17 protein-coding genes are annotated in these 18,543 nt (G+C 72.4%); 11 read left to right on the top strand and 6 right to left on the bottom strand.

Annotated features, from left to right (window positions below):
- Positions 1–75 precede the first annotated feature (75 nt).
- A complete protein-coding gene (locus tag Cco03nite_RS32415) occupies positions 76–561 on the top strand; it encodes a GNAT family N-acetyltransferase (protein WP_203697263.1) in 486 nt (161 codons plus the stop codon).
- A gap of 480 nt (positions 562–1,041) precedes the next feature.
- On the opposite strand, the gene Cco03nite_RS32420 is transcribed toward Cco03nite_RS32415, so the two are convergent.
- The gene (locus Cco03nite_RS32420; RefSeq protein WP_203697265.1) at positions 1,042–2,001 is read right to left on the bottom strand and encodes a hypothetical protein; all 960 of its coding nucleotides are present in this window, start codon (positions 1,999–2,001) and stop codon (positions 1,042–1,044) included.
- 159 nt (positions 2,002–2,160) lie between these two features.
- Between Cco03nite_RS32420 and Cco03nite_RS32425 the strand changes: the two genes are divergently transcribed.
- The 3 genes from Cco03nite_RS32425 to Cco03nite_RS32435 all read left to right on the top strand — a co-directional run bounded on the left by Cco03nite_RS32425 (position 2,161) and on the right by Cco03nite_RS32435 (position 4,909).
- Complete coding sequence (locus tag Cco03nite_RS32425; RefSeq protein WP_203697266.1) at positions 2,161–2,898, top strand: hypothetical protein; 738 nt, start codon at positions 2,161–2,163, stop codon at positions 2,896–2,898.
- 333 nt (positions 2,899–3,231) lie between these two features.
- Positions 3,232–4,422 carry an RCC1 domain-containing protein gene (locus Cco03nite_RS32430; RefSeq protein ID WP_203697268.1) on the top strand — a complete coding sequence of 397 codons (1,191 nt, stop codon included), beginning with the start codon at positions 3,232–3,234 and terminating at the stop codon, positions 4,420–4,422.
- Positions 4,423–4,450: 28 nt separating this feature from the next.
- Positions 4,451–4,909, top strand: coding sequence for a hypothetical protein (locus Cco03nite_RS32435; RefSeq protein WP_203697270.1), 459 nt, complete (start codon positions 4,451–4,453; stop codon positions 4,907–4,909).
- Between the two features lie 22 nt (positions 4,910–4,931).
- Here the strand turns inward: Cco03nite_RS32435 and Cco03nite_RS32440 are convergent, their stop codons facing one another.
- Positions 4,932–5,426, bottom strand: a complete 495-nt coding sequence (locus Cco03nite_RS32440; RefSeq protein ID WP_203697272.1) for a DUF309 domain-containing protein — start codon at positions 5,424–5,426, stop codon at positions 4,932–4,934.
- Positions 5,427–5,511: 85 nt separating this feature from the next.
- On the opposite strand from Cco03nite_RS32440, the gene Cco03nite_RS32445 reads away from it, so the two are divergent.
- Entirely contained in the window at positions 5,512–5,835 is a 324-nt protein-coding gene (locus Cco03nite_RS32445; RefSeq protein ID WP_203697274.1) for a peptidylprolyl isomerase, read from the top strand.
- Positions 5,836–5,881: 46 nt separating this feature from the next.
- On the opposite strand, the gene Cco03nite_RS32450 is transcribed toward Cco03nite_RS32445, so the two are convergent.
- Together Cco03nite_RS32450 and Cco03nite_RS32455 are read right to left on the bottom strand one after the other, a co-directional pair.
- Complete coding sequence (locus Cco03nite_RS32450; protein WP_203697275.1) at positions 5,882–7,135, bottom strand: aminotransferase class I/II-fold pyridoxal phosphate-dependent enzyme; 1,254 nt, start codon at positions 7,133–7,135, stop codon at positions 5,882–5,884.
- A gap of 43 nt (positions 7,136–7,178) precedes the next feature.
- Complete coding sequence (locus tag Cco03nite_RS32455) at positions 7,179–10,226, bottom strand: putative bifunctional diguanylate cyclase/phosphodiesterase (protein ID WP_203697277.1); 3,048 nt, start codon at positions 10,224–10,226, stop codon at positions 7,179–7,181.
- A 258-nt stretch (positions 10,227–10,484) separates the two neighbouring features.
- Here Cco03nite_RS32455 and Cco03nite_RS32460 point away from each other — a divergent pair, with 258 nt between their 5' ends.
- Positions 10,485–11,237 (top strand): hypothetical protein, encoded by a 753-nt coding sequence (locus Cco03nite_RS32460; RefSeq protein WP_239167839.1) that lies wholly within the window; start codon positions 10,485–10,487, stop codon positions 11,235–11,237.
- Between the two features lie 138 nt (positions 11,238–11,375).
- Here Cco03nite_RS32460 and Cco03nite_RS32465 read toward each other — a convergent pair whose 3' ends face one another.
- Both Cco03nite_RS32465 and Cco03nite_RS42610 read right to left on the bottom strand, forming a co-directional pair.
- Positions 11,376–12,974, bottom strand: coding sequence for a sodium:solute symporter family protein (locus Cco03nite_RS32465; RefSeq protein ID WP_203697333.1), 1,599 nt, complete (start codon positions 12,972–12,974; stop codon positions 11,376–11,378).
- 53 nt (positions 12,975–13,027) lie between these two features.
- Complete coding sequence (locus tag Cco03nite_RS42610; protein ID WP_239167841.1) at positions 13,028–13,237, bottom strand: DUF3311 domain-containing protein; 210 nt, start codon at positions 13,235–13,237, stop codon at positions 13,028–13,030.
- A 230-nt stretch (positions 13,238–13,467) separates the two neighbouring features.
- On the opposite strand from Cco03nite_RS42610, the gene Cco03nite_RS32475 reads away from it, so the two are divergent.
- From Cco03nite_RS32475 to Cco03nite_RS32495, 5 genes are all read left to right on the top strand, one after another.
- Positions 13,468–14,655 carry an acyl-CoA dehydrogenase family protein gene (locus Cco03nite_RS32475; RefSeq protein WP_239167842.1) on the top strand — a complete coding sequence of 396 codons (1,188 nt, stop codon included), beginning with the start codon at positions 13,468–13,470 and terminating at the stop codon, positions 14,653–14,655.
- Positions 14,652–15,755 (top strand): acyl-CoA dehydrogenase family protein, encoded by a 1,104-nt coding sequence (locus Cco03nite_RS32480; RefSeq protein WP_203697281.1) that lies wholly within the window; start codon positions 14,652–14,654, stop codon positions 15,753–15,755. The genes Cco03nite_RS32475 and Cco03nite_RS32480 overlap by 4 nt, the downstream gene beginning before the upstream one ends.
- Before the next feature lie 301 nt (positions 15,756–16,056).
- A complete protein-coding gene (locus tag Cco03nite_RS32485) occupies positions 16,057–16,893 on the top strand; it encodes an ABC transporter ATP-binding protein (RefSeq protein WP_203697283.1) in 837 nt (278 codons plus the stop codon).
- The gene (locus tag Cco03nite_RS32490) at positions 16,890–17,615 is read left to right on the top strand and encodes an ABC transporter ATP-binding protein (RefSeq protein WP_203697285.1); all 726 of its coding nucleotides are present in this window, start codon (positions 16,890–16,892) and stop codon (positions 17,613–17,615) included. The genes Cco03nite_RS32485 and Cco03nite_RS32490 overlap by 4 nt, the downstream gene beginning before the upstream one ends.
- 34 nt (positions 17,616–17,649) lie before the next feature.
- Positions 17,650–18,528, top strand: coding sequence for a branched-chain amino acid ABC transporter permease (locus tag Cco03nite_RS32495; protein ID WP_203697288.1), 879 nt, complete (start codon positions 17,650–17,652; stop codon positions 18,526–18,528).
- Positions 18,529–18,543 lie beyond the last annotated feature (15 nt).

Consider the following 18,543-nt stretch of genomic DNA (forward strand, 5'->3'; position numbering starts at 1 on the left):
CCCGGCGAAGGGCGTACAAGATACGCACGGGTGCCAGGCAAGTCGAATGATCGAGGTAGGCGGTAGGGTCCGGGCATGATCATTCGAGAGGCGAGCGGCCAGGACTGGCCCGCGATCTATCCGTTCTTCACCGAGATCGTCGCGGCGGGGGAGACGTACGCGTTCCCGGAGGGCATGGACGCCGAGCAGGCCCGGCCGTGGTGGATGGAGCAGGCCCCGGGCCGGACCGTGGTGGCCGTGGACGGGGACACCGTGCTCGGATCGGCCAAGATGGGCCCGAACCGGCCGGGCCGGGGCGCGCACATCGCGACCGCCAGCTTCATGGTCGACTCCGCTCACCGGGGCCGCGGCGTGGGCCGGGCGCTCGGCGAGCACGTCCTGGACTGGGCGCGGGCGCAGGGGTACCACGGCATGCAGTTCAACGCGGTGGTGGAGACCAACGGCGCGGCCGTACGGCTGTGGCAGGCGATCGGGTTCGAGATCCTCGCCACCGTGCCCGAGGCGTTCGAGCACCCGAAGCACGGCCGGGTCGGCCTGCACGTCATGTACCAGCGGCTGTAGCCGGACCGCCCACCCGGGCACGATCCGGTGGCGCAGGAAGCGCGAAACGGACGAAACCGCGCGTGCCGGTGCGGTGCCCACGTACGAAATCCGCACTCCAGGGCAAACGCGGAGAGTGGAGCCATGATTACTTTCAGTGAAAAAATCTTGAGTTTGCCCTGGACGACCCCAGGTCAGGCGACGTAGCGTGATCCCCAGTGGCGCGACGCTCGATGAAGGCCCCAGGGGTCCCAGCGGGCCGGCCCGGCCGGAAGACAGGTTCTTCAGGTTGGTGGCGCCGAGCGAAGTGCACAGGGGGATGGGTGGACAGATGCCGTTGGGGGACGGCGTCCACCCGGACAGTGAAAGGCCGGCGGCCGCTAACGGGGGTGAGCGACCGCCGGCCACACTGTCGCCAGACCGAAGGAAGGGCACCTTCACAACGCTAGGCGTTGTAGAAGGTGCCCCTTCTTCACTCTTCCTATGGCGTGAGCTGCGGGTTCAGGCGCCCGGCGAGGGCCGGGGCGCGACCGGGGGCAGCGTGACCTCCGTCGGGAGCCGGGCGGCCGCGGCGAGGCGGCCCGCCCAGTCGGCGCGGATGCGGTCGAGCTGCTCGCGGTGCTCGGCCTCCCAGTCGTCCAGCCGCCACGACAGCACCCGCATCGCCGCCGTGTACGCGGGCATCCGGCACTCGGCGTCGTCGCGGTACAGCGCGGTCAGCTCGGCCTCCGCCCGCACCCACCCCGGCCTGGCCGGGCGACCGTCGATCGGGGCCTCCTCCGGGCGCAGGTCCCAGTTGCGGACCAGGAAGTCGTCCCGGCCGTCCCAGCTGACCCTGTGCCCCCGCCCCGCCATGCACGACGAGTACGGCAGCCCCGCCGCCAGCACCGTCGGGTGCGCCGCGATCCTGTTCAGCAGCCCGGGCAGGTTCACCAGGTCGTAGGCTCCGGCCGGCGGATCGGCGTCGTGGTAGTCGCGGTGCTCGTACCGCTCCCGGCAGGAGTTGCCGGCCGCCACCCAGGCGGTCACGTCGTCGCCCGGTCCCAGGTGCCACTTCTCCGGCGATTCATCGGGCAGCCGGGCGTTGCCCATCGCGTTGCGCACGACCCTGCGGCCGAGGTGGGTGACCGAGTCGAGCACACCCGCCCAGCCGTCGCCGTAGCCGAGGTCGGCGTCGGTGAAGTCCTGGTAGAAGCTGACGTACGGGTGGATCCGCCAGGGCTGGCCGCGCTCGCGCATGCACGCCGCGGTGCCGCCCTCGACCCGGTGGTAGTTGAGCAGCTCGTTCGCGCGCAGCTCGGCCGCCGAGCCGGTGATCCGCATGGTCAGCTCGTCCAGCCGCCGGGCCGTCGCGGCCAGGTCGAACCGCGCCGCCCGGTGCACGGCGTACCCGCCGCCCGCGATCAGCAGCGCCGCGCTGACCACCACGGCGACCAGGCGCTTGCGGGTGAGCCGGACCATCCCGTTCCCTTCGCGACACCGGATGAGACGGGTATGAATGTAGCCGCCGCTACCGGCCGGCGAGGTCCCGTGTGCCACGCAGCGGAGTCTCGCTTCGGCGACGATGTCCGTCGATGGTAGAACCGCAGTCTGTGTTCCGCGCCGGAGTGGGGGATGGTCATGGCCGCGGTGGAGACCGTCACCGAGATCGAGCCGCCCGTCGCGGAAGGCCCGTCCCTGCGCTGGGTGCTGATCGCCGGAGCGCTGCTCGGCACGCCGGCCTTTCTCGGGGACGAGCTGCCCGAGGCCGTTGGGCGTATCGTGCTGACGCTGACCAGCAACGGCTTCGCCTGGGGCGCGGCGGCGTTCGGCACGGGCTACCTGGTCCGCCGGGCCCGCCGCGCCCCTGTCGTCGCGACCGGCCTGCTGCTCGTCGCCACCGCCGTGTACTACCTGCTCATCCTGGTGGTGTCGCGGCGCTGGAGTGGTGGCTACACCGAGGACGGCTCGCCTCACGACCTGTACGGGCTGATCGGCCTGGTTCGTGCGGCGGGCTTCTGGCTGGTGCTCGCCGCCGGCGCGGGGCTGGTCTTCGGCCTGCTCGGCCACGTCGTGCGCAACGCTTCGCCAGGGCGGTCCGCGGCCGCCGCGGGCCTGTCGTACGGCCTGCTGGCCGCGGAAGGCCTGCACGGCCTGGCCACCGCGGCATGGTGGATGATCGACGACCCCTTCGTCCAGGCATACGTCGTCTCGTACGCGGTCCAGGTGCCGCTCGCCCTGGCCGTCGTGACCGTCGCGATGGCCGGCCGCAGCGGGCCCGTCTCCTGGGCGGTCTACACGGCGTCGGCCGTCTGCGCTGCCGGCCTCGGCATCGCCCTCTGGTCCGTCGTCGACTCGATCCGCGTATCCGGCTTCTGACCGGCCCGCCCCCACGCCGACCAACTCCTCGCCCCACCCACCGCTCCCTGACCAGCGCACCGTAGATCTAGAAGAGTTGTTGTCGCTCCAGCGACAACAACTCTTCTAGATCTCGCCTCAGCGAAACCGGCTCCCAAGGTGATCATGGTGCCAGGGTCGGGACACGCCGAAGAACGCGCCCATAAGGTCATGATCAACAGGTGTCGCGCGGCGCCGTGCGCGGCCGATCCGGTGGCTGCCGCGTGTCGTGCTGGGCGGTACCTCGGTCGGCGGTACAAAAGGCACGAATCGCGTTGTGCGGAGTTGGTCCGCGAATGTCCACGGGGGAGTCTCATGCACCTGACGTCTCGGTACCGCAGGGTCATCGGCGGGACGGCGCTCGGCGCGTTGCTGACACTGACCGGTGGTGCGCCGACCGTGGCGGCCCCTGAAGGCAGGGACTCCCCGGTGCTGCGGCCTGCGGTGGCCTGGGGGGACAACGGGGCGGGCCGGCTCGGGGACGGGACCGGGCAGCAGCGCGACACCCCGGTCGCCGTGTCCGGGCTGCTCTCGGTGGCGCAGATCGACGCGGGCACCGCGTACGGGCTCGCGCTGCTGACCAACGGCACCGTGCGGGCCTGGGGCGACAACGCGCGCGGCGCGCTGGGCGACGGCACCGAGACGGACCACGCCACGCCGGGCGTGGTGGCGGGGCTGGCCGGCGTACGGCAGATCGCCGCCGGCGCCGTGCACGCGCTCGCGCTGCTGGCCGACGGCACGGTCGCGGCGTGGGGCGACAACACCAGCGGGCAGCTCGGGCAGGGCGTCTTGGGCGGCGAGCGGCTGCTCCCCGTGCTGGTGCCGGGGCTGCGCAAGGTGCGTGCCGTCGCGGCCCGGGACAGCTACTCGCTGGCGCTGCTGGCCGACGGCACGGTCCTGGCGTGGGGCAACAACAGCGCCGGGGTGCTCGGCAACGGCACCGTCGGCACCGACGACCCCACCCCAGCTCCGGTGGTCGGGCTGAGGAACGTACGCGCGCTCGCCGCGGGCAGCGGCCACGTGCTGGCCCTGCTCCGCGACGGCACGGTGTCGGCATGGGGCGCGAACAACTTCGGCCAGCTCGGCCGGGGCACCGTCAGCGCCGACCCGTCCCCGGTCCCGGCGCCGGTGGCCGGTCTCGCCGGGGTCGAGGCCGTCGCCGCCGGGCTGCTGCACAGCCTGGCACTGCGCAAGGACGGCACCGTACGGTCCTGGGGCGGCAACGAGGACGGCCAGCTCGGCATCGGCTCCTTCGGCGGGGTGCGCGACCGTCCCGTCACCGTGTCCGGGCTGACCCGGGCCCGCGCGGTCGCGGCCGGGTTCAACACCAGTCACGCCCTGTCGCGCGCCGACGACGACATCGTGCTGGCCTGGGGCCGGAACAGCACGGGCCAGCTCGGCGACGGCAGCACCGTGCGCCGCAGCCTTCCGGTCACGGTGCAGACCAGCCTCGACCACGTCGGCACCCTCGCCGCGGGCGACGGATTCGCGCTGGCCGCGGGCTGACCTGCGCCGGGTCGTGCATACTGCCCGGATGCGGTTCACCAAGACGTTCAGCGAGCAGCAGTATGCCCAGGCCCTCGACTCGTGGTCGTGGCTCGGCCTCGACGGCAGGAAGCCGCTGTTCACCTCGCTGTTCGGCGACGTTTTCCTGGCGGGGCAGTACGGCTGCTGGTATCTCGACACCATCGAGGGCGTCCTCACCCGGGTCTGGGCCTCGGCCGACGAGCTGGAGCGCGACCTGTCCACCGAGCAGGGGCAGGACCGCTACCTGCTGGGCGGGCTGGCCGCCCAGGCCGCCGACCGGGGTCTGGAGCTGGGACCCGACCAGGTGTACACGTTCATGCCGCCGCCGGTCATCGGCGGGGGCGTGACCATCGAGTCCGTGGTCGTGGAGAGCTTCACCGTCGCGGTGAACATCGCCGGCCAGATCCACGAGCAGGTCCGCGACCTGCCGCCGGGCACCTCGATCACCGGCATCACGCTCGGCTGACCCGCGCGTCCGGCCGCTTCCGTCACCGCGGGTCGCGCAGGCGGGGGACGAGCGCGTCGGCGCCGAGCCCGGCCAGGCCGTCCTGTTCGATGCGCGCGGCCAGCGCCCGGGACCAGGTCACCAGGCCGGTGGCCGCGACGTCGTGCGGCGGCGCGGCGGCGTACTCCTCGATGCGGTCGGCGGCCCGTCCCAGCAGCCTGGACGCGCCGGTCGCGTTGCCGCGGCGGGCATGGGTGAGGCCCACCGCCAGCTGGGCGAGCCCGCGCCACAGCTCGCGCTCCGGCTCGGGCGCGGCCTTCCACGCGCCTTCCAGCACCTCGTGCGCGTGGAACGCGCGCCCCTCGGCGAGCAGTTCCTGGGCCTGCGCGAGCGCCTCGTCCGGCGGCAGCCGCAGTTCGCCCGGAGTGGTCGGCACGCCCGCCGCGCCTCGGGGCAGCGGTCGGCCCAGCTCGTCACGGGGGCGGGCGTTGCGTGCCCGGCCCGAGCCGTCACGGTCACGATCGGCGGCTGCGCTCATCCGTCCATCCTGCCCCGCGCCGCCGTCTCCGGACACCGGTTCGCGGGGCGGCACGCCTTGCGGTGATCCTTTACGCTCGCCGCTCATGGACACCGACGGCGCGCCGAATCCAGTCGAACCCGCCCGGCCTCGCTCGCCGCGTCTGCTGCTGATCGCGATGTCGGTGCTGCTCGCGGTGGGCGCGGCGGTCGTGGCATGGCAACTGCGGCACCCCGGGCAGGCCGGGCAGCCGGCGGCGCTCCCGTCGGCGGCCCCCGACAGCGCGATGGCGGGCACCTCCACGCCGTTCGGGCTGGTCGTCACCGGTATGGAGATCATCGACAAGGTGGCCGCCGGGGGCGTGTCCGGCACCGAGGGCAGGCCGCGCACCGCCCTGTCCATCCTGTCGGTCACCTTCCGGCCGGCCTGACCGTTGCCGGGCCGCGGCCGATGGATCGCGCGCTCGGCGCAGGTCGTCAGGCGTCGGCGCGGCGCAGGGCGCCGAGCTCGTCCAGCTCGGTCAGCACGCTGTTGAGATGGCCGACCTGCTCGTCGGTATGCAGCGAGGTCAGCTGCACCCGGAAACCGACCTGACCCCGGGGCACCAGCGGGTACGCGGCGAGCGTGACGTACACGCCGCGCCGCCAGAGCAGGCGGGCCACGTCGGCCAGGTCGTGGCCGGGTGACAGCGGCAGCTCGATGACCGGTGTCTGGTCCCGGTTGGGGGTGTGCGCGCCCAGCGACCGCAGGTGCGCGAGCACCCGGGCGGTCAGCCGGTGCAGCGTGTGCCGCAGCTGCTCGCCGCGGGCCTCGTTGACGTCGAACCCGGCCAGCACCGCCGCCAGCGAGTGCACCGGCGACGGTCCGGAGTAGAGGTAGGGCGGCGCGGCCAGCTTCAGCCGCTCCTTCAGCGCGGTCGGCACCGCCACGAACGCCAGCAGCGCCGAGTACGCCTTGGAGAACCCGCCGACGAGCACCACGTCGTCGTACGTCTCCGCGCAGTGCCGCACCACCGCGTTGCCGCGGGTCCCGTACGGCGTGGGCGAGCCGTCGCCGCGTTCGCCGATGACGCCGAAGCCGTGCGCGTCGTCGACGTAGAGCAGCGCGCCCCACTCGCGGCAGATCTTCGCCAGGGCGGGCAGGTCGGGGATGTTGCCGGTCATGCTGTTCACGCCGTCGAGGCAGACCACCCGGGGGTGGGCGGTGTCGGCCGAGCGCAGCAGGCGCACCAGCTCGTCGGGGTCGTCGGCGTGCCAGCGGTGCAGCCGCGCGCCGAGCCCGCGGGCGTACGAGCCGCCGTCGTAGATCGTCTTGTGGGCGCCGGCCTCGACGAACACCGCGCCGCTGCCGGCCAGCGCGGGCAGCACCGACATGTGGATGTGCGTGATCGTGGGGAGCACCAGGGTGTCGGGCGCGCCGAGCAGCTCGGCGAGCCGTTCCTCGATCTGCGGGTAGAGCCGCGGGCTGCCCAGCAGGCGCGACCAGCCCGGATGGGTGCCCCAGCGGCGCACCGCGCGCTCGGCGGCGGTGATGATCTCCTCGTCCAGGTCGAAGCCGAGGTAGTTGCAGGACGCGAAGTCGGTCAGCCAGTCGCCGCCCACCCGGATGCGGCGGCCGTCGACCTCGTCGACGACCGCGTCGTACATCGGGGTCACCGCGCGCAGCCGGTCGAGCTGGTCGACCGACGGCACCTTGTGCGCATCCGGCAGGTGCGGGGACATCTTCGTCATGCCCGCGCCCCGCTTCGCTCGGCTCGGGTCCCGACCTGCTCGCTCATGCGGCCACCTTCTGCTCGGTGATGAGGTTGATGGCCTGCTCGCCGGTGAGCGGGCGGGCGAACAGGAAGCCCTGGCCGTAGCGGCAGCCGATGCGGGAGAGCAGGTCGCGTTCCACGGTGCGCTCGATGCCCTCGGCGATCACCTGCAGGCCGAGCGTGTGCGCCAGCCGCACGATGCCGTCGACGAGCGCGGCCTGCTGCGCCGACGAGGCGATGGTGCTGGTGAACAGCCGGTCGATCTTCACCACGTCCAGCGGCACGTGGCGCAGGTAGCTCAGCGAGGAGTACCCGGTGCCGAAGTCGTCGATGGCCACCCGGATGCCGGTGGTGCGCAGCTCGGTGAGGTCCTCCCAGACCCCGTCGTCGTCGCGCAGCAGCAGGCTCTCGGTGATCTCCAGCATCAGCTGGTGCGGCGGCAGGCCCTCCTCGGCCAGAGTCTCGTGCAGGCTGGCCACGAAGCCCGGGGTGCGGAACTGGCGCGCGGAGACGTTGATGCTGACGTACGGCACCGCGGCCGGCCCGGCCTCGCGCTGCCACCGCGCGGCGGCGGCCACGGCCTGGTGCAGCACCTCGTTGCCGATCCCGACGATCTGCCCGGACTCCTCGGCCACCTCGATGAACTCGCCGGGCAGCAGCCGGCCCCGGGTGGGGTGGTTCCAGCGCACCAGCGCCTCGTACCCGGCGGTGACGCCGGTGCGCAGCTCGACGATGGGCTGGAACTCGACCGTGAACTCCTTCGCGGCGATCGCCCGGTCCAGCTCGGTGCGCAGCTCCAGCCGTTCCACGATCGCCGTGTGCAAATCGGGCTGGTAGCGCCGCCACTGGCCCTTGCCCTCGCCCTTGGCGACGTACAGCGCCAGGTCGGCCTGCCGCAGCAGTTCCGGCGCGCTGCGGGCGTCGGCGCTGGTGGCGATGCCGATGCTGGCGATGCCGGAGACCAGCCGGTCGTCGATGGTGAACGGCTCGGCCAGCGCCTCGACGATCCGGTCGGCGACGTCGTCGATGGTGGCCGCGTCCGGGGCGCCCTCGATCAGGGCGGCGAACTCGTCACCGCCGAGCCGCGCCGCCACGTCGTCGGTGCGCAGTACGGCCGCCAGGCGCTGGCCGACCGCGCGCAGCAGCCGGTCGCCGTGCTCATGGCCGAGGGTGTCGTTGACGACCTTGAAGTCGTCGAGGTCGATGAACAGGACGCCGACGACGCTGCCGTCGGCGTCGGCGCGGGCGATGGCCTGGCCGATGCGCTCGGCGAAGCGCACCCGGTTCGCCAGCCCGGTGAGCGAGTCGTGGTAGGCCAGGTGGGTCAGCTCGGACTCCATCCGGCGCTGGTCGGTGACGTCGCGCAGGGTCACCACCAGGCCGTTGACGGTCGTCTCCTCGCGCAGGTCACGGCAGGAGACCTCGGTCTGCACGGCGGTGCCGTCGGGCCGCAGCACGGTCCAGTCCGCGGTGTCGACCGTCTCGTCCTCCGCCGCCGCCAGCCGGAGCAGGTCCGCGACCAGGGCGTGGTGCGGGCTGTCGACCAGTTCCGAGAGGTTCTTGCCGGGTAGCTCCGTGGTGCCGAAGACCGACGACGCGGAGGGGCTGGCGTACCGGATGCGCCCGCCGTCCGGTTCGAGGATCAGGATCACGTCCGAGGTGTTGTGCACCAGGGTGCGGAAGTACTGCTCGCTGTTGTGCCTGATGATCTCGTTGCTCAGCATGATGCGCTCGATGGCCAGCGCCGCCTGCGAGGCGACCAGCTCCATCGGCAGCTGGAGGTAGCTGAGCGAGTTCTCGTCCGAGGAGATCAGCAGCATGCCGATGTGCGGATCGCCGGTGGGGCGGTCCTCCAGCGCGAGCGGGCAGATCATGGTGATCTCGAAGTCGCCCATCTGGGCCGCGATGTCCGGGGGCAGCGATTTGGTGAAACGCAGCCGGGAGCCCATCGTCGTGTGCGTCGGGTGGAACAGTTCGGGCGCGGTGCCGTCGTTCATCACCATCGCGACGCGGTAGTCGGAGCCGGGCGGCAGCAGCCGCTCCGCCGTGCGCTTGAGGGCCCAGGTGACGCCCTCCACCGTGGTCGCGGACATCAGGGCGGCGTTGCTGGCGCGGATGCCGCTGGTGCGCATGGTGTTGCCGCGATAGCTGTTGACCACGCCGAACAGCCGGATCAGGGCCAGCAGCACCGTGGTCACCACGAACGCGACGATGACCATCGGGTACTTGAGCCGTCCCTGCCCCACGCCCACCACCAGCACCGCGAGCGGGATGAGCACGAAGAGCGTGAGCAGGGCCTGGTGCAGGGTGCGCATCTCGCGCGGTCTGACCACGCGGGGTGTGGTGAGGTCGGCCATCGACGGGTGCAGCGCGGCCGCGCCCCAGCACGCGTAGAAGACGATCCAGCCCAGGTCGACCGGGCCGCCGACGGTCCAGTAGCCGTGCAGCTGGACCAGGCCGTACATGACGTCGGCGGCCAGCAGGCCGACCGCGCCCACGGTCAGCAGCGCCACCGTGGGGCTGAACGGCACCACGGCGATCAGCCGGCCCACCGTGGCCAGGATCAGGATGTCGCCCAGCGGATAGGCCACCGAGACCAGGCGCTGGCTCATGGTCAGGTCCTGGTTGAGGATCTGCGGGCTGATCAGGAAGATCCACGAGAGCAGGCCGAGCCCGGCGGTGACGATCAGGGCGTCCAGCGGCACGGTGCGGTCCCGGCTGGCCGCCCCCGCCTTGGACAGGCCGAGCAGGCCGATGGTGACCGCGGGGTACATCGCCAGGTAGAGCATGTCGGCCGGGGACGGGAACGGGTTCACCTTGCCGAGCACGTCGGTCATGACGTTGTAGAGCGTGTCGCCGGCGGAGAGCAGGAGCAGCCCGGCGATGATCCACAACCAGGGGGACCAGCGGCGGGGGCGGTAGCGGTACAGCCCGTACCCGATGGCGCCGGCGCTGCTGAGGCCGATCGCGCTCCAGAGCAGGATGTGCCAGCCGGGCAGGGCGTAGAACAGCGCCGCCAGGACGGCCATCCAGGCGCCGTACCAGGCCATCACTTTGCGGGCTGACACGCTCCTCCTTCCGGCGGGGCGACATGCGGCCCGAATTAGGTAATTATGACAGCTTTTCGTATACCTTATCGCCTCGCCGCCCTCCGGCGGCCAGAGATATGGCCAGGTCAAACGCCGTCTGCGTAGTTCGTCCCGGCTGCCGAGGGGACGGCTGCCGGGAACGCGAGACCTGGACCACAAAGGGTACAAGTCCGGAACACCGGAAACGCCCTCTCGGTTGAACCCTCCCGTACGCAATCCCAACGAAGGGACCTTCTCGTGGTCAACGTCGACCTGATGGCACGGCACCTGCCCGCACTCAAGCGCGTGTCCTTCCGGGCAGTACTCGCCGCCACCGGCATGGCAGTGCTCACCGGCATCGCCGGTTCGCCCGCCAGCGCCAGTCCCGCGGCTGCCACCGCGCCCGAGGCCAAGGCTGTCGCCAAGGCATTCGCGGCGCCTGCCACCGAGGCCGCCGCCGTGCAGGCCAAGGCCGTCGCTGCGGCTCCCGCCGCGAAGCCGGCGACCAAGGTGCCCGCCGCCAAGAAGGCAGAACAGTCCGCCAAGGCGCCCAGCAGCCAGCAGCTCATGCCGGCTCCGGTCGCGGAATACCAGGAGACTTTCCAGCCCACCGCCGAGCAGAAGCGCAACGCGGAGGTCATCATCGAGACCGGTCAGAAGATGGGCCTGCCGCCGCGCGCGTGGGTGATCGCGGTCGCGACCGCCGCCCAGGAGTCGACCCTGCGCAACCTGGGCGACCTGGGTGACATGAACGACCACGACTCGCTGGGCCTGTTCCAGCAGCGCCCGTCGGCCGGTTGGGGCAGCCCCGCTGAGATCACCGACCCGGTCTACTCCTCGAAGGCCTTCTACAACGGTCTGAAGAACGTCGAGGGCTACGACAAGATGGCGCTGACCGACGCCGCCCAGACGGTGCAGGTCTCGGCCTTCCCGAACCACTACGCCAAGTGGGAGAAGCTGGCCGCGAACCTGGTGCTGGCCAAGTACGGCCAGGGCCCGTACGCCGTCTGACATACCGCAGTACCGCAGTAGCCTCAGGCCGCGCCGTCCCTCGGGACGGCGCGGCCTGGCGCAGCTCAGGGGCTGTTGCTCGTTAAGAAGGGCACCTTCTACATCGCAGAGCGATGTGAAGGTGCCCTTCCTTTCGCTTCAGCGGGCGGCGTGGGCGCCGACGCGGGGGCGGGACGGGCCGTCGAGGAGCGTGTCGGAGTGGCGGGGGGCGGTGGTGCCGGTCGTGGTGGCGTCGGCGTAGTAGTCGGCGGGGTGGGTGGCGTCGACTCCGGCGGGGACGCGTAGGGCGCGGAGCAGGAGGGTGGCGGCGACCACGATGGCGAGGTTGACGGCCAGGGCGATCAGGCCGGTGTAGACGGCGGAGCGGCTGTCGAGGCCGAGCTGGGCGAGCGGGAGGTTGGAGCCGCCGAAGTGGGCCTTGACGATGCGGCCGTCGGGGGCGCGCTGGGGGACCAGGTAGAGCAGGAACAGGCCGGTGGCGAGGCCGCCGAGCAGGCCGGTGGCCAGCGCCCAGCGGTGGAACCAGTTCGTCCACAGGCCGAGCACCACCGCGGGCACCGTCTGCAGCACGATGACGCCGCCGATGAGCTGGAACTCGATGGAGAACTGCGGGTCGAGCAGCAGGATGAAGACCAGCGCGCCGAACTTCGCCAGCAGCGACACCCAGCGGCTGACCCGGGCCTCCTCGCGCGGCGACGCGCCGGGGCGCAGGTACTCGCGGTAGATGGAGCGGGTGAACAGGTTCGCGGCGGCGATCGACATGACCGCGGCCGGGATGAGCGCGGCGACGCCGACTGCGGCGTACGCGATGCCGGCGCACCAGGCCGGGAACACCTCGTGGAACAGCTGCGGCACGACCGTGTTCAGGTCCCCGCCGACGGGGCGCACACCCTGGCCGATCGCGAAGAAGCCGAGCATCGCGACCAGCCCCAGCGCCAGGCAGTAGACGGGCAGCGCGGCGGCGTTGCGCTGCACCGTGGCCCGGTCCCGGGCGGCCAGGATGCCGGTCAGCGCGTGCGGGTACGCGAAGATGGCCAGCGCGGAGCCGAGCACCAGGGTGAGGTAGCCGAGCCAGCCGCCCTCGGGCAGCAGCAGCCCGCTCGCGGGGGAGACGTCGGCGGTGAAGCGCTCGCCGGAGCCGCGGAACGCCGCCGACCAGCCGCCGGACATGGCGACGAGCAGCACGATGGCCAGTACCAGCCAGAGCAGCAGCACGTCCTTGGCGATGGACAGCAGCGCGGGGGCGCGCAGCCCGGACCGGAACGTGCAGAACGACGCGACGAGCACCGCGACGGTCAGCGGCCACTCGCCGGTGACGCCGAGCGTCTTCATCACCGCCTGCAGCGCGACGAGCTGCACCGCGATGTACGGCATGGTGGCCACGATGCCGGTGACCGCGACCAGGGCGGCCAGCCCGCGCGAGCCGAACCGGGCCCGGGTGAACTCGGCCGAGGTGACGAAGCCGTGCGCGTGCGAGACCGACCAGGTGCGGGTGCTGATCAGGTATGCCAGCGGCGCGGTCATGATGGCGAACGGCACCGCGAAGAAGCCGGCCGCGCCGACGCCGTACACCAGGGCGGGCACGGCGATGTACGTGTACGCGGTGTACATGCTGCCGCCGAGCAGGAACCAGGTGACCCAGTTGCCGAACGCGCGCCCGCCGACGCCCCACTCCTCCAGCGAGTGCAGGCTAGGCGGCCGGCGCCAGCGGGCGGCGGCGAAGCCGAGCACCAGCATGGCGCCCAGGAGTACGGCGAAGACGCCGATCTCGACCTGACGTGCCGTCACGGTCACCGCCCCGCCCGGGTCAGCCGGTGCACGAGGGTGGTGACCGCCATGGCCAGCACCGCGCAGCCGATCTGATACCAGTAGAAGAACGGGACGCCCCACAGCTGCGGCTCCAGCCGGTTGTAGAGGCCGACCGGCAGCGGGGCGAGGATCGGGATCAGCAGCAGCCACCGCCATCCCCGCCGTTGCGCACGTACGCCGAGTTCAGGCACCTGACGTCTCCTCTCGCCCCGTCCCGGCGACGATCGGCGGCGCCGGGGAGCACGCTGGGTAATCAGGACACTGTCCGGTCGTAACGCGCCGGAGACATCGGCGAAATCACCGGTCTTGCGGCTCGCGATCATCGCCGGTGGCCGCCCCCTTCCGCGCCGGCCGTCCCGCGCTTATATTGCACTCGCAGTGCATTAAGTTCGCGGCGAAGGGGACCGAGGTGGGAGCGAGCGTGGCGGAGCCGGTGACGGCCGAGAGCCTGCGGGAACGGGTCGACGGCTTCCTGGCCGGGCACGATCCGGCGGGTGACCGGCTGGAGTTCCTGCGCGCCCGGTTCGACGCCGGGCTGGCCTGGGTGCACTACCCGGTCGGGCTGGGCGGACTCGGTGCACCGAGAGTGCTGCAACCGGTGGTGGACCAGCGTTTCGCCGCGGCCGGCGCGCCGGACAACAGCCCGCGTCGCATCGGCATCGGCCTGGGCATGGCCGCCCCGACCATCCTGCGCCACGGCACCGCCGCGCAGCGCGAGCGCTTCCTGCGTCCGCTGTGGACCGCCGAGGAGGTGTGGTGCCAGCTGTTCAGCGAGCCCGGCGCCGGGTCCGATCTGGCCGGCGTCGCCACCCGGGCGGTACGCGACGGCGACGGCTGGCTGGTCGACGGGCAGAAGGTGTGGACGTCCATGGCGCACCAGGCGCGCTGGGGCATCCTGCTCGCCCGCACCGACCCGGCCGCCCCGAAACACGCCGGGCTGACCTACTTCCTGTGCGACATGCACGCCCCCGGCGTCGAGGTGCGCCCGCTGCGGCAGGCCACCGGCGAGGCCGAGTTCAACGAGGTCTTCCTGTCCGGCGTACGCCTGGGCGACGAACTGCGGCTCGGCGCGGTGGGCGAGGGCTGGGCGGTGGCGCGTACCACGCTGATGAACGAGCGGGTCGCCATCGGCGGGGCCGCGCTGCCCCGCGAGGGCGGGATGATCGGCGTGCTGGCCCGCACCTGGCGCCGGCGGCCCGAGCTGCGCAGCCCGGCCCTGCACGACGAGGTGCTGCGGTTGTGGGTACGTGCCGAGGCGCTGCGGCTGACCGGCATCCGGCTGCGCCAGCAGCTGGCCGCGGGCGAGCCCGGCCCGGAGGGCTCGGCGATGAAACTCGCCTTCGCGGCGCTCACCCAGCAGATCTCCGGCACCGAGGTGGAGCTGCTCGGCGCGGAGGGCCTGCGGCACGACCACTGGCGGGCCGACCGCCCCGAGGAGCTGGACCTGATCGGCCGCGGTCCCACCTACCGGTGGCTGCGGGCCAAGGGCAACTCCATCGAGGGCGGCACCTCCGAGGTGCTGCGCAGCATCGTCGCCGAGCGGGTGCTCGGCCTGCCCGCCGAACCCCGCCAGGACACCGGCGTCGCCTGGAAGGACCTGCCCCGATGACCCTCGACCTGCGCTACACCGAAGAGCAGGAGCAGCTGCGTGACTCGGTGCGCGCCATGCTCGCCGACCACGCCGGCTGGGCGCGGGTGCTCGAGGTCGCCGAGAGCCCCGAGCCGGACGACGCCGATCTGTGGCGGCTGCTGTCCGTGGAGACCGGGCTGGCCGCACTCGCCGTGCCCGAGCATCTGGGCGGCGCGGGCGCGACGCTCGCCGAGACCGCGGTGGTGCTGGAGGAACTCGGCCGCGCCGCCGCGCCCGTGCCCTACCTCGGCACCGCCGTCGCCGCGCAGCTCCTGCTGCACCTCGGCGAGAGCGACCTGCTGCGTGAGCTGGCCGGCGGCGGGATCGTCGCACTGGCCCTGCCGTTCGACGTCGGCCCGGCCGGGCAACGGCTGCCGGATGTCGAGGTGTCCACGGCCGCGGACGGCAGTCCGCTGCTCAACGGCACGATCAGCGGCGTCGCCGACGCGTTGCGGGCGACGGTCCTGATCGTGCCCGCCGGCGGGGCGCTGTTCGCGGTCGACGCGGAAGCGCCGGGGCTGCGGCGGACGGCGGTGGTGTCGCTGGACGAGACCCGGCCGCTGTGCGACCTCGCGATGTGGAACGCACCCGCCCGGCTGCTGGCGGCGGGAGACCGGGCCGCGTCGGCGCTGGACTCGGCGCTGGTCGCGGGTGCGGTGCTGCTGGCTTCGGAGCAGCTCGGGCTGGCCCAGTGGTGTCTGGACACGACGGTGGAGCACCTGCGCACCCGGTATCAGTTCGGGCGGCCGGTCGGTTCGTTCCAGGCGCTCAAGCACCGGCTCGCCGACCTGTGGGTGGAGCTGGTCCAGGCGCGAGCGGTGGCGCGGTATGCCGCGGCGGCCGTGGCGCAGGGCGATCCGGACGCGCGGTTGGCGGCGTCGCTGGCCCAGGCGCACAACGGCCCGCTCGCGGTGCGCGCGGCGGAGGAGTGCGTGCAGATGCACGGCGGCATCGGCTTCACCTGGGAGCACCCGGCCCACCTCTATCTGAAACGGGCCAAGAGCGCGTCGGTCGCCTACGGCACGGCCCCCCATCATCGGGCGGCTCTGGCCGCCCTCGCCGACCTCGCGCCGGCCTGACGGTCTGCGGTTTCCAGGAAAGTGCACGAAAGCCCACCGTGATTCCTGCCGTTTCCCCGAAACTGCAGGACGCGGCGCGGAGGTTGCTTCACCGGGCGTGCAAATAAAGATCGACTGGGCGGTGTCCGGAGTGGGCGCCGGGCTTGGCGGTACCCGTGGATCACGTGATTTGAACGGCTTCGCGCAGTGAGGTCACGGGGTCGTAACAAGGGTATTGACGAGCGGTTTCCCAAACCTACACTCCTAGTGTAATAACTTAGCCCTCCCTCATATCGACCCCGACCGACCTGTAGAGGTGACGATGAGACCGCCTTCCGGGCAGACACACGCGGCAGGCCACAGCCTGTTCCTGCGGGGCATCGGGGTGCGCTTCGGCGGGCTGACCGCACTCGACGACGTGTCGCTCGAAGTGGCCCCCGGCCAGGTCGTCGGCGTCATCGGCCCGAACGGGGCGGGCAAGACCACGCTGTTCAACGTGGTCTGCGGGCTGGTCCGGCCGACCTCGGGCACCCTCGAACTCAACGGCGAGCGCCTCACGCCCGCCCCGCATCGGCTGGCTGGGCTCGGCATCGCCCGCACCCTGCAGGGCGTCGGACTGTTCCGCGGGCTGACCGTGCTGGAGAACGTGATGGCGGGCGCGACCTGTACCGCCCGCGCCGGCTTCCTCTCCGGGCTGCTCGGCCTGCCCCGCAGCGACCGCGACGAGCGGCGGCTGCGGGAGGAGGCGATGACGCTGCTGGAGCGCTTCGACGTCGCGGCCTACGCCAAGGCGCTGCCCGGCACCCTGCCGTACGCGGTCGGCAAGCGTGTCGCGCTGGCCCGCGCGCTGGCCGGCCGCCCCCGCCTGCTGCTGCTGGACGAGCCCGCGGGCGGGCTGGGCGCGCAGGACATCGAGGAGCTGGGCGCGCTGATCACCACCCTGCCGGCCGAGGCGGGCTGCTCGGTGATGCTGGTCGAGCACCACATGGACCTCGTCATGGCGGTCTGCGACCGGATCGCGGTGCTCGACTTCGGACGGCTCATCGCCACCGGCACCCCGCAGGAGGTGCGCGACGACCCCGCGGTCGCCGAGGCCTACCTCGGGGCCGAGGCCGACGCGGCCACCCCGACCACCAGCCGCCAGGAGGCTTCGGCATGACCGCTGACGACGTGATCCTGCAGGTGAAGGGCCTGACCGCCGAGTACGGCGCGGCGCCCGTACTGCAGGAGGTCGACCTCACCGTGCGGGCCGGGACCATCGCCGCGGTGCTCGGGGCCAACGGCGCGGGCAAGACCACGCTGCTGCGCACCCTGTCGGGGCTGGTCAAGCCGAGCGGCGGCGAGATCGTCTACAGCGGGCAGCCGCTGCTCGGCGTGCCGGTGGAGCAGCTGGTGCGCCGGGGCATGGCACACGTGCCGGAGGGCCGCGGCGTGGTCGCCGAGCTGACCGTTGATGAGAACCTGCGGCTGGGCGGCCTGTGGCGGCGCGATCGCGGCGACGCGGCGAAGGCGCTGACCGAGGTGTACGAGCTGTTCGAGCCACTGGCGCAGCGCCGCCGCAGTGCCGGGCACCAGCTCTCGGGCGGCGAGCGGCAGATGCTGGCGCTCGGCCGCGCCCTGGTCGCCCGCCCGAAACTGCTGCTGCTCGACGAGCCTTCGCTGGGTCTGGCGCCCCGCGTCATCGCGCAGATCATGGCGCTGCTGCGGCAGCTGCGCGACACCACCGGGCTGACCGTGCTGCTGGTGGAGCAGAACGTCCGCAGCGCGCTGTCGGTCGCCGACGAGGCGGTGGTCATGTCGCTGGGCCGGATCGTCACCGCGACCAGCGCCGACCGGCTGCGCGACGACGAGGAACTGCGTCACGCCTACCTGGGCTTCTGAGCCCGCCCCAACGACCGCAAGAAGGAGGTATCCGTTGGACCGCTTCGTGTTCCTCACGTTCGACGGCCTGTCCAAGGGGGCGGTGCTGGCCGCGTTCGCGCTGGCCCTGGTGCTGATCTGGCGGGCCGCGCGCATCGTCAACTTCGCCCAGGGCGCGATGGCGGTGGCCGCGGCGTACGCCGGTTACAGCGTCACGACGGCGACCGGCTCGTACTGGCTGGGCTTCGCCGCGGCGCTGCTCGGCGGGCTGCTGATCGGCGTGGTCGTCGAGCGGGCGGTGATGCGCTTCGTGGACCACGCCTCGCCGCTGTCCGAGGTGATCGTCGCGCTGGGCCTGGTGCTGGTGCTGCAGGCGGTGCTGGGCATGGTGTACGGCAACGAGTTCCTGCCCGCGGGCACCCCGTTCAGCCGCACCGCGCTGAGCGTCGGCGACGTGCCGCTGCTGTCGCGATACGACCTGTTCGTCTTCGGGGCGGTGCTGCTGGTGCTGGTCGGGCTGGCGCTGCTGTTCACCCGTACCTCCGTCGGCCTGCGCATGCGGGCCTCGGCCTTCGCCCCCGAGGTGTCGCGGCTGCTCGGCGTCAACGTCGGCGGCATGCTGACGCTCGGCTGGGCGCTGGCCTCGGCGGTCGGCGCGCTCGCCGCGCTGCTGGTCATCCCCACGGAGCTGGGCCTGCACCCGCACGCCATGGACCTGGTGTTCGTGTCCGCGTTCACCGCCGCGGTGGTCGGCGGACTCGACAGCCCGCCCGGCGCGGTGGTCGGCGGCCTGACCGTCGGCCTGATCCTCTCGTACGTCAGCGGCTACCTGGGCAGCGACGTCACCCCGATGGCAGTGCTCGTGCTGCTGCTCGCGGTGCTGCTGGTCCGCCCCGGCGGCCTCTTCTCCAGCACCGTGGCGAGGCAGGCATGAGCGAGCGGAGCGAGC

This window comes from Catellatospora coxensis (assembly GCF_016862635.1).
Lineage (GTDB): Bacteria > Actinomycetota > Actinomycetes > Mycobacteriales > Micromonosporaceae > Catellatospora > Catellatospora coxensis.

What these genes read in the sequence shown, in the direction of transcription:
- Cco03nite_RS32415 (WP_203697263.1), top strand. Translation starts at nt 76, where the DNA reads ATGATCATTCGAGAGGCGAGCGGCCAGGACTGGCCCGCGATCTATCCG.
- Cco03nite_RS32420 (WP_203697265.1), bottom strand. Translation starts at nt 2,001, where the DNA reads ATGGTCCGGCTCACCCGCAAGCGCCTGGTCGCCGTGGTGGTCAGCGCG.
- Cco03nite_RS32425 (WP_203697266.1), top strand. Translation starts at nt 2,161, where the DNA reads ATGGCCGCGGTGGAGACCGTCACCGAGATCGAGCCGCCCGTCGCGGAA.
- Cco03nite_RS32430 (WP_203697268.1), top strand. Translation starts at nt 3,232, where the DNA reads ATGCACCTGACGTCTCGGTACCGCAGGGTCATCGGCGGGACGGCGCTC.
- Cco03nite_RS32435 (WP_203697270.1), top strand. Translation starts at nt 4,451, where the DNA reads ATGCGGTTCACCAAGACGTTCAGCGAGCAGCAGTATGCCCAGGCCCTC.
- Cco03nite_RS32440 (WP_203697272.1), bottom strand. Translation starts at nt 5,426, where the DNA reads ATGAGCGCAGCCGCCGATCGTGACCGTGACGGCTCGGGCCGGGCACGC.
- Cco03nite_RS32445 (WP_203697274.1), top strand. Translation starts at nt 5,512, where the DNA reads ATGGACACCGACGGCGCGCCGAATCCAGTCGAACCCGCCCGGCCTCGC.
- Cco03nite_RS32450 (WP_203697275.1), bottom strand. Translation starts at nt 7,135, where the DNA reads ATGACGAAGATGTCCCCGCACCTGCCGGATGCGCACAAGGTGCCGTCG.
- Cco03nite_RS32465 (WP_203697333.1), bottom strand. Translation starts at nt 12,974, where the DNA reads ATGCTGGTGCTCGGCTTCGCCGCCGCCCGCTGGCGCCGGCCGCCTAGC.
- Cco03nite_RS32480 (WP_203697281.1), top strand. Translation starts at nt 14,652, where the DNA reads ATGACCCTCGACCTGCGCTACACCGAAGAGCAGGAGCAGCTGCGTGAC.
- Cco03nite_RS32485 (WP_203697283.1), top strand. Translation starts at nt 16,057, where the DNA reads ATGAGACCGCCTTCCGGGCAGACACACGCGGCAGGCCACAGCCTGTTC.
- Cco03nite_RS32490 (WP_203697285.1), top strand. Translation starts at nt 16,890, where the DNA reads ATGACCGCTGACGACGTGATCCTGCAGGTGAAGGGCCTGACCGCCGAG.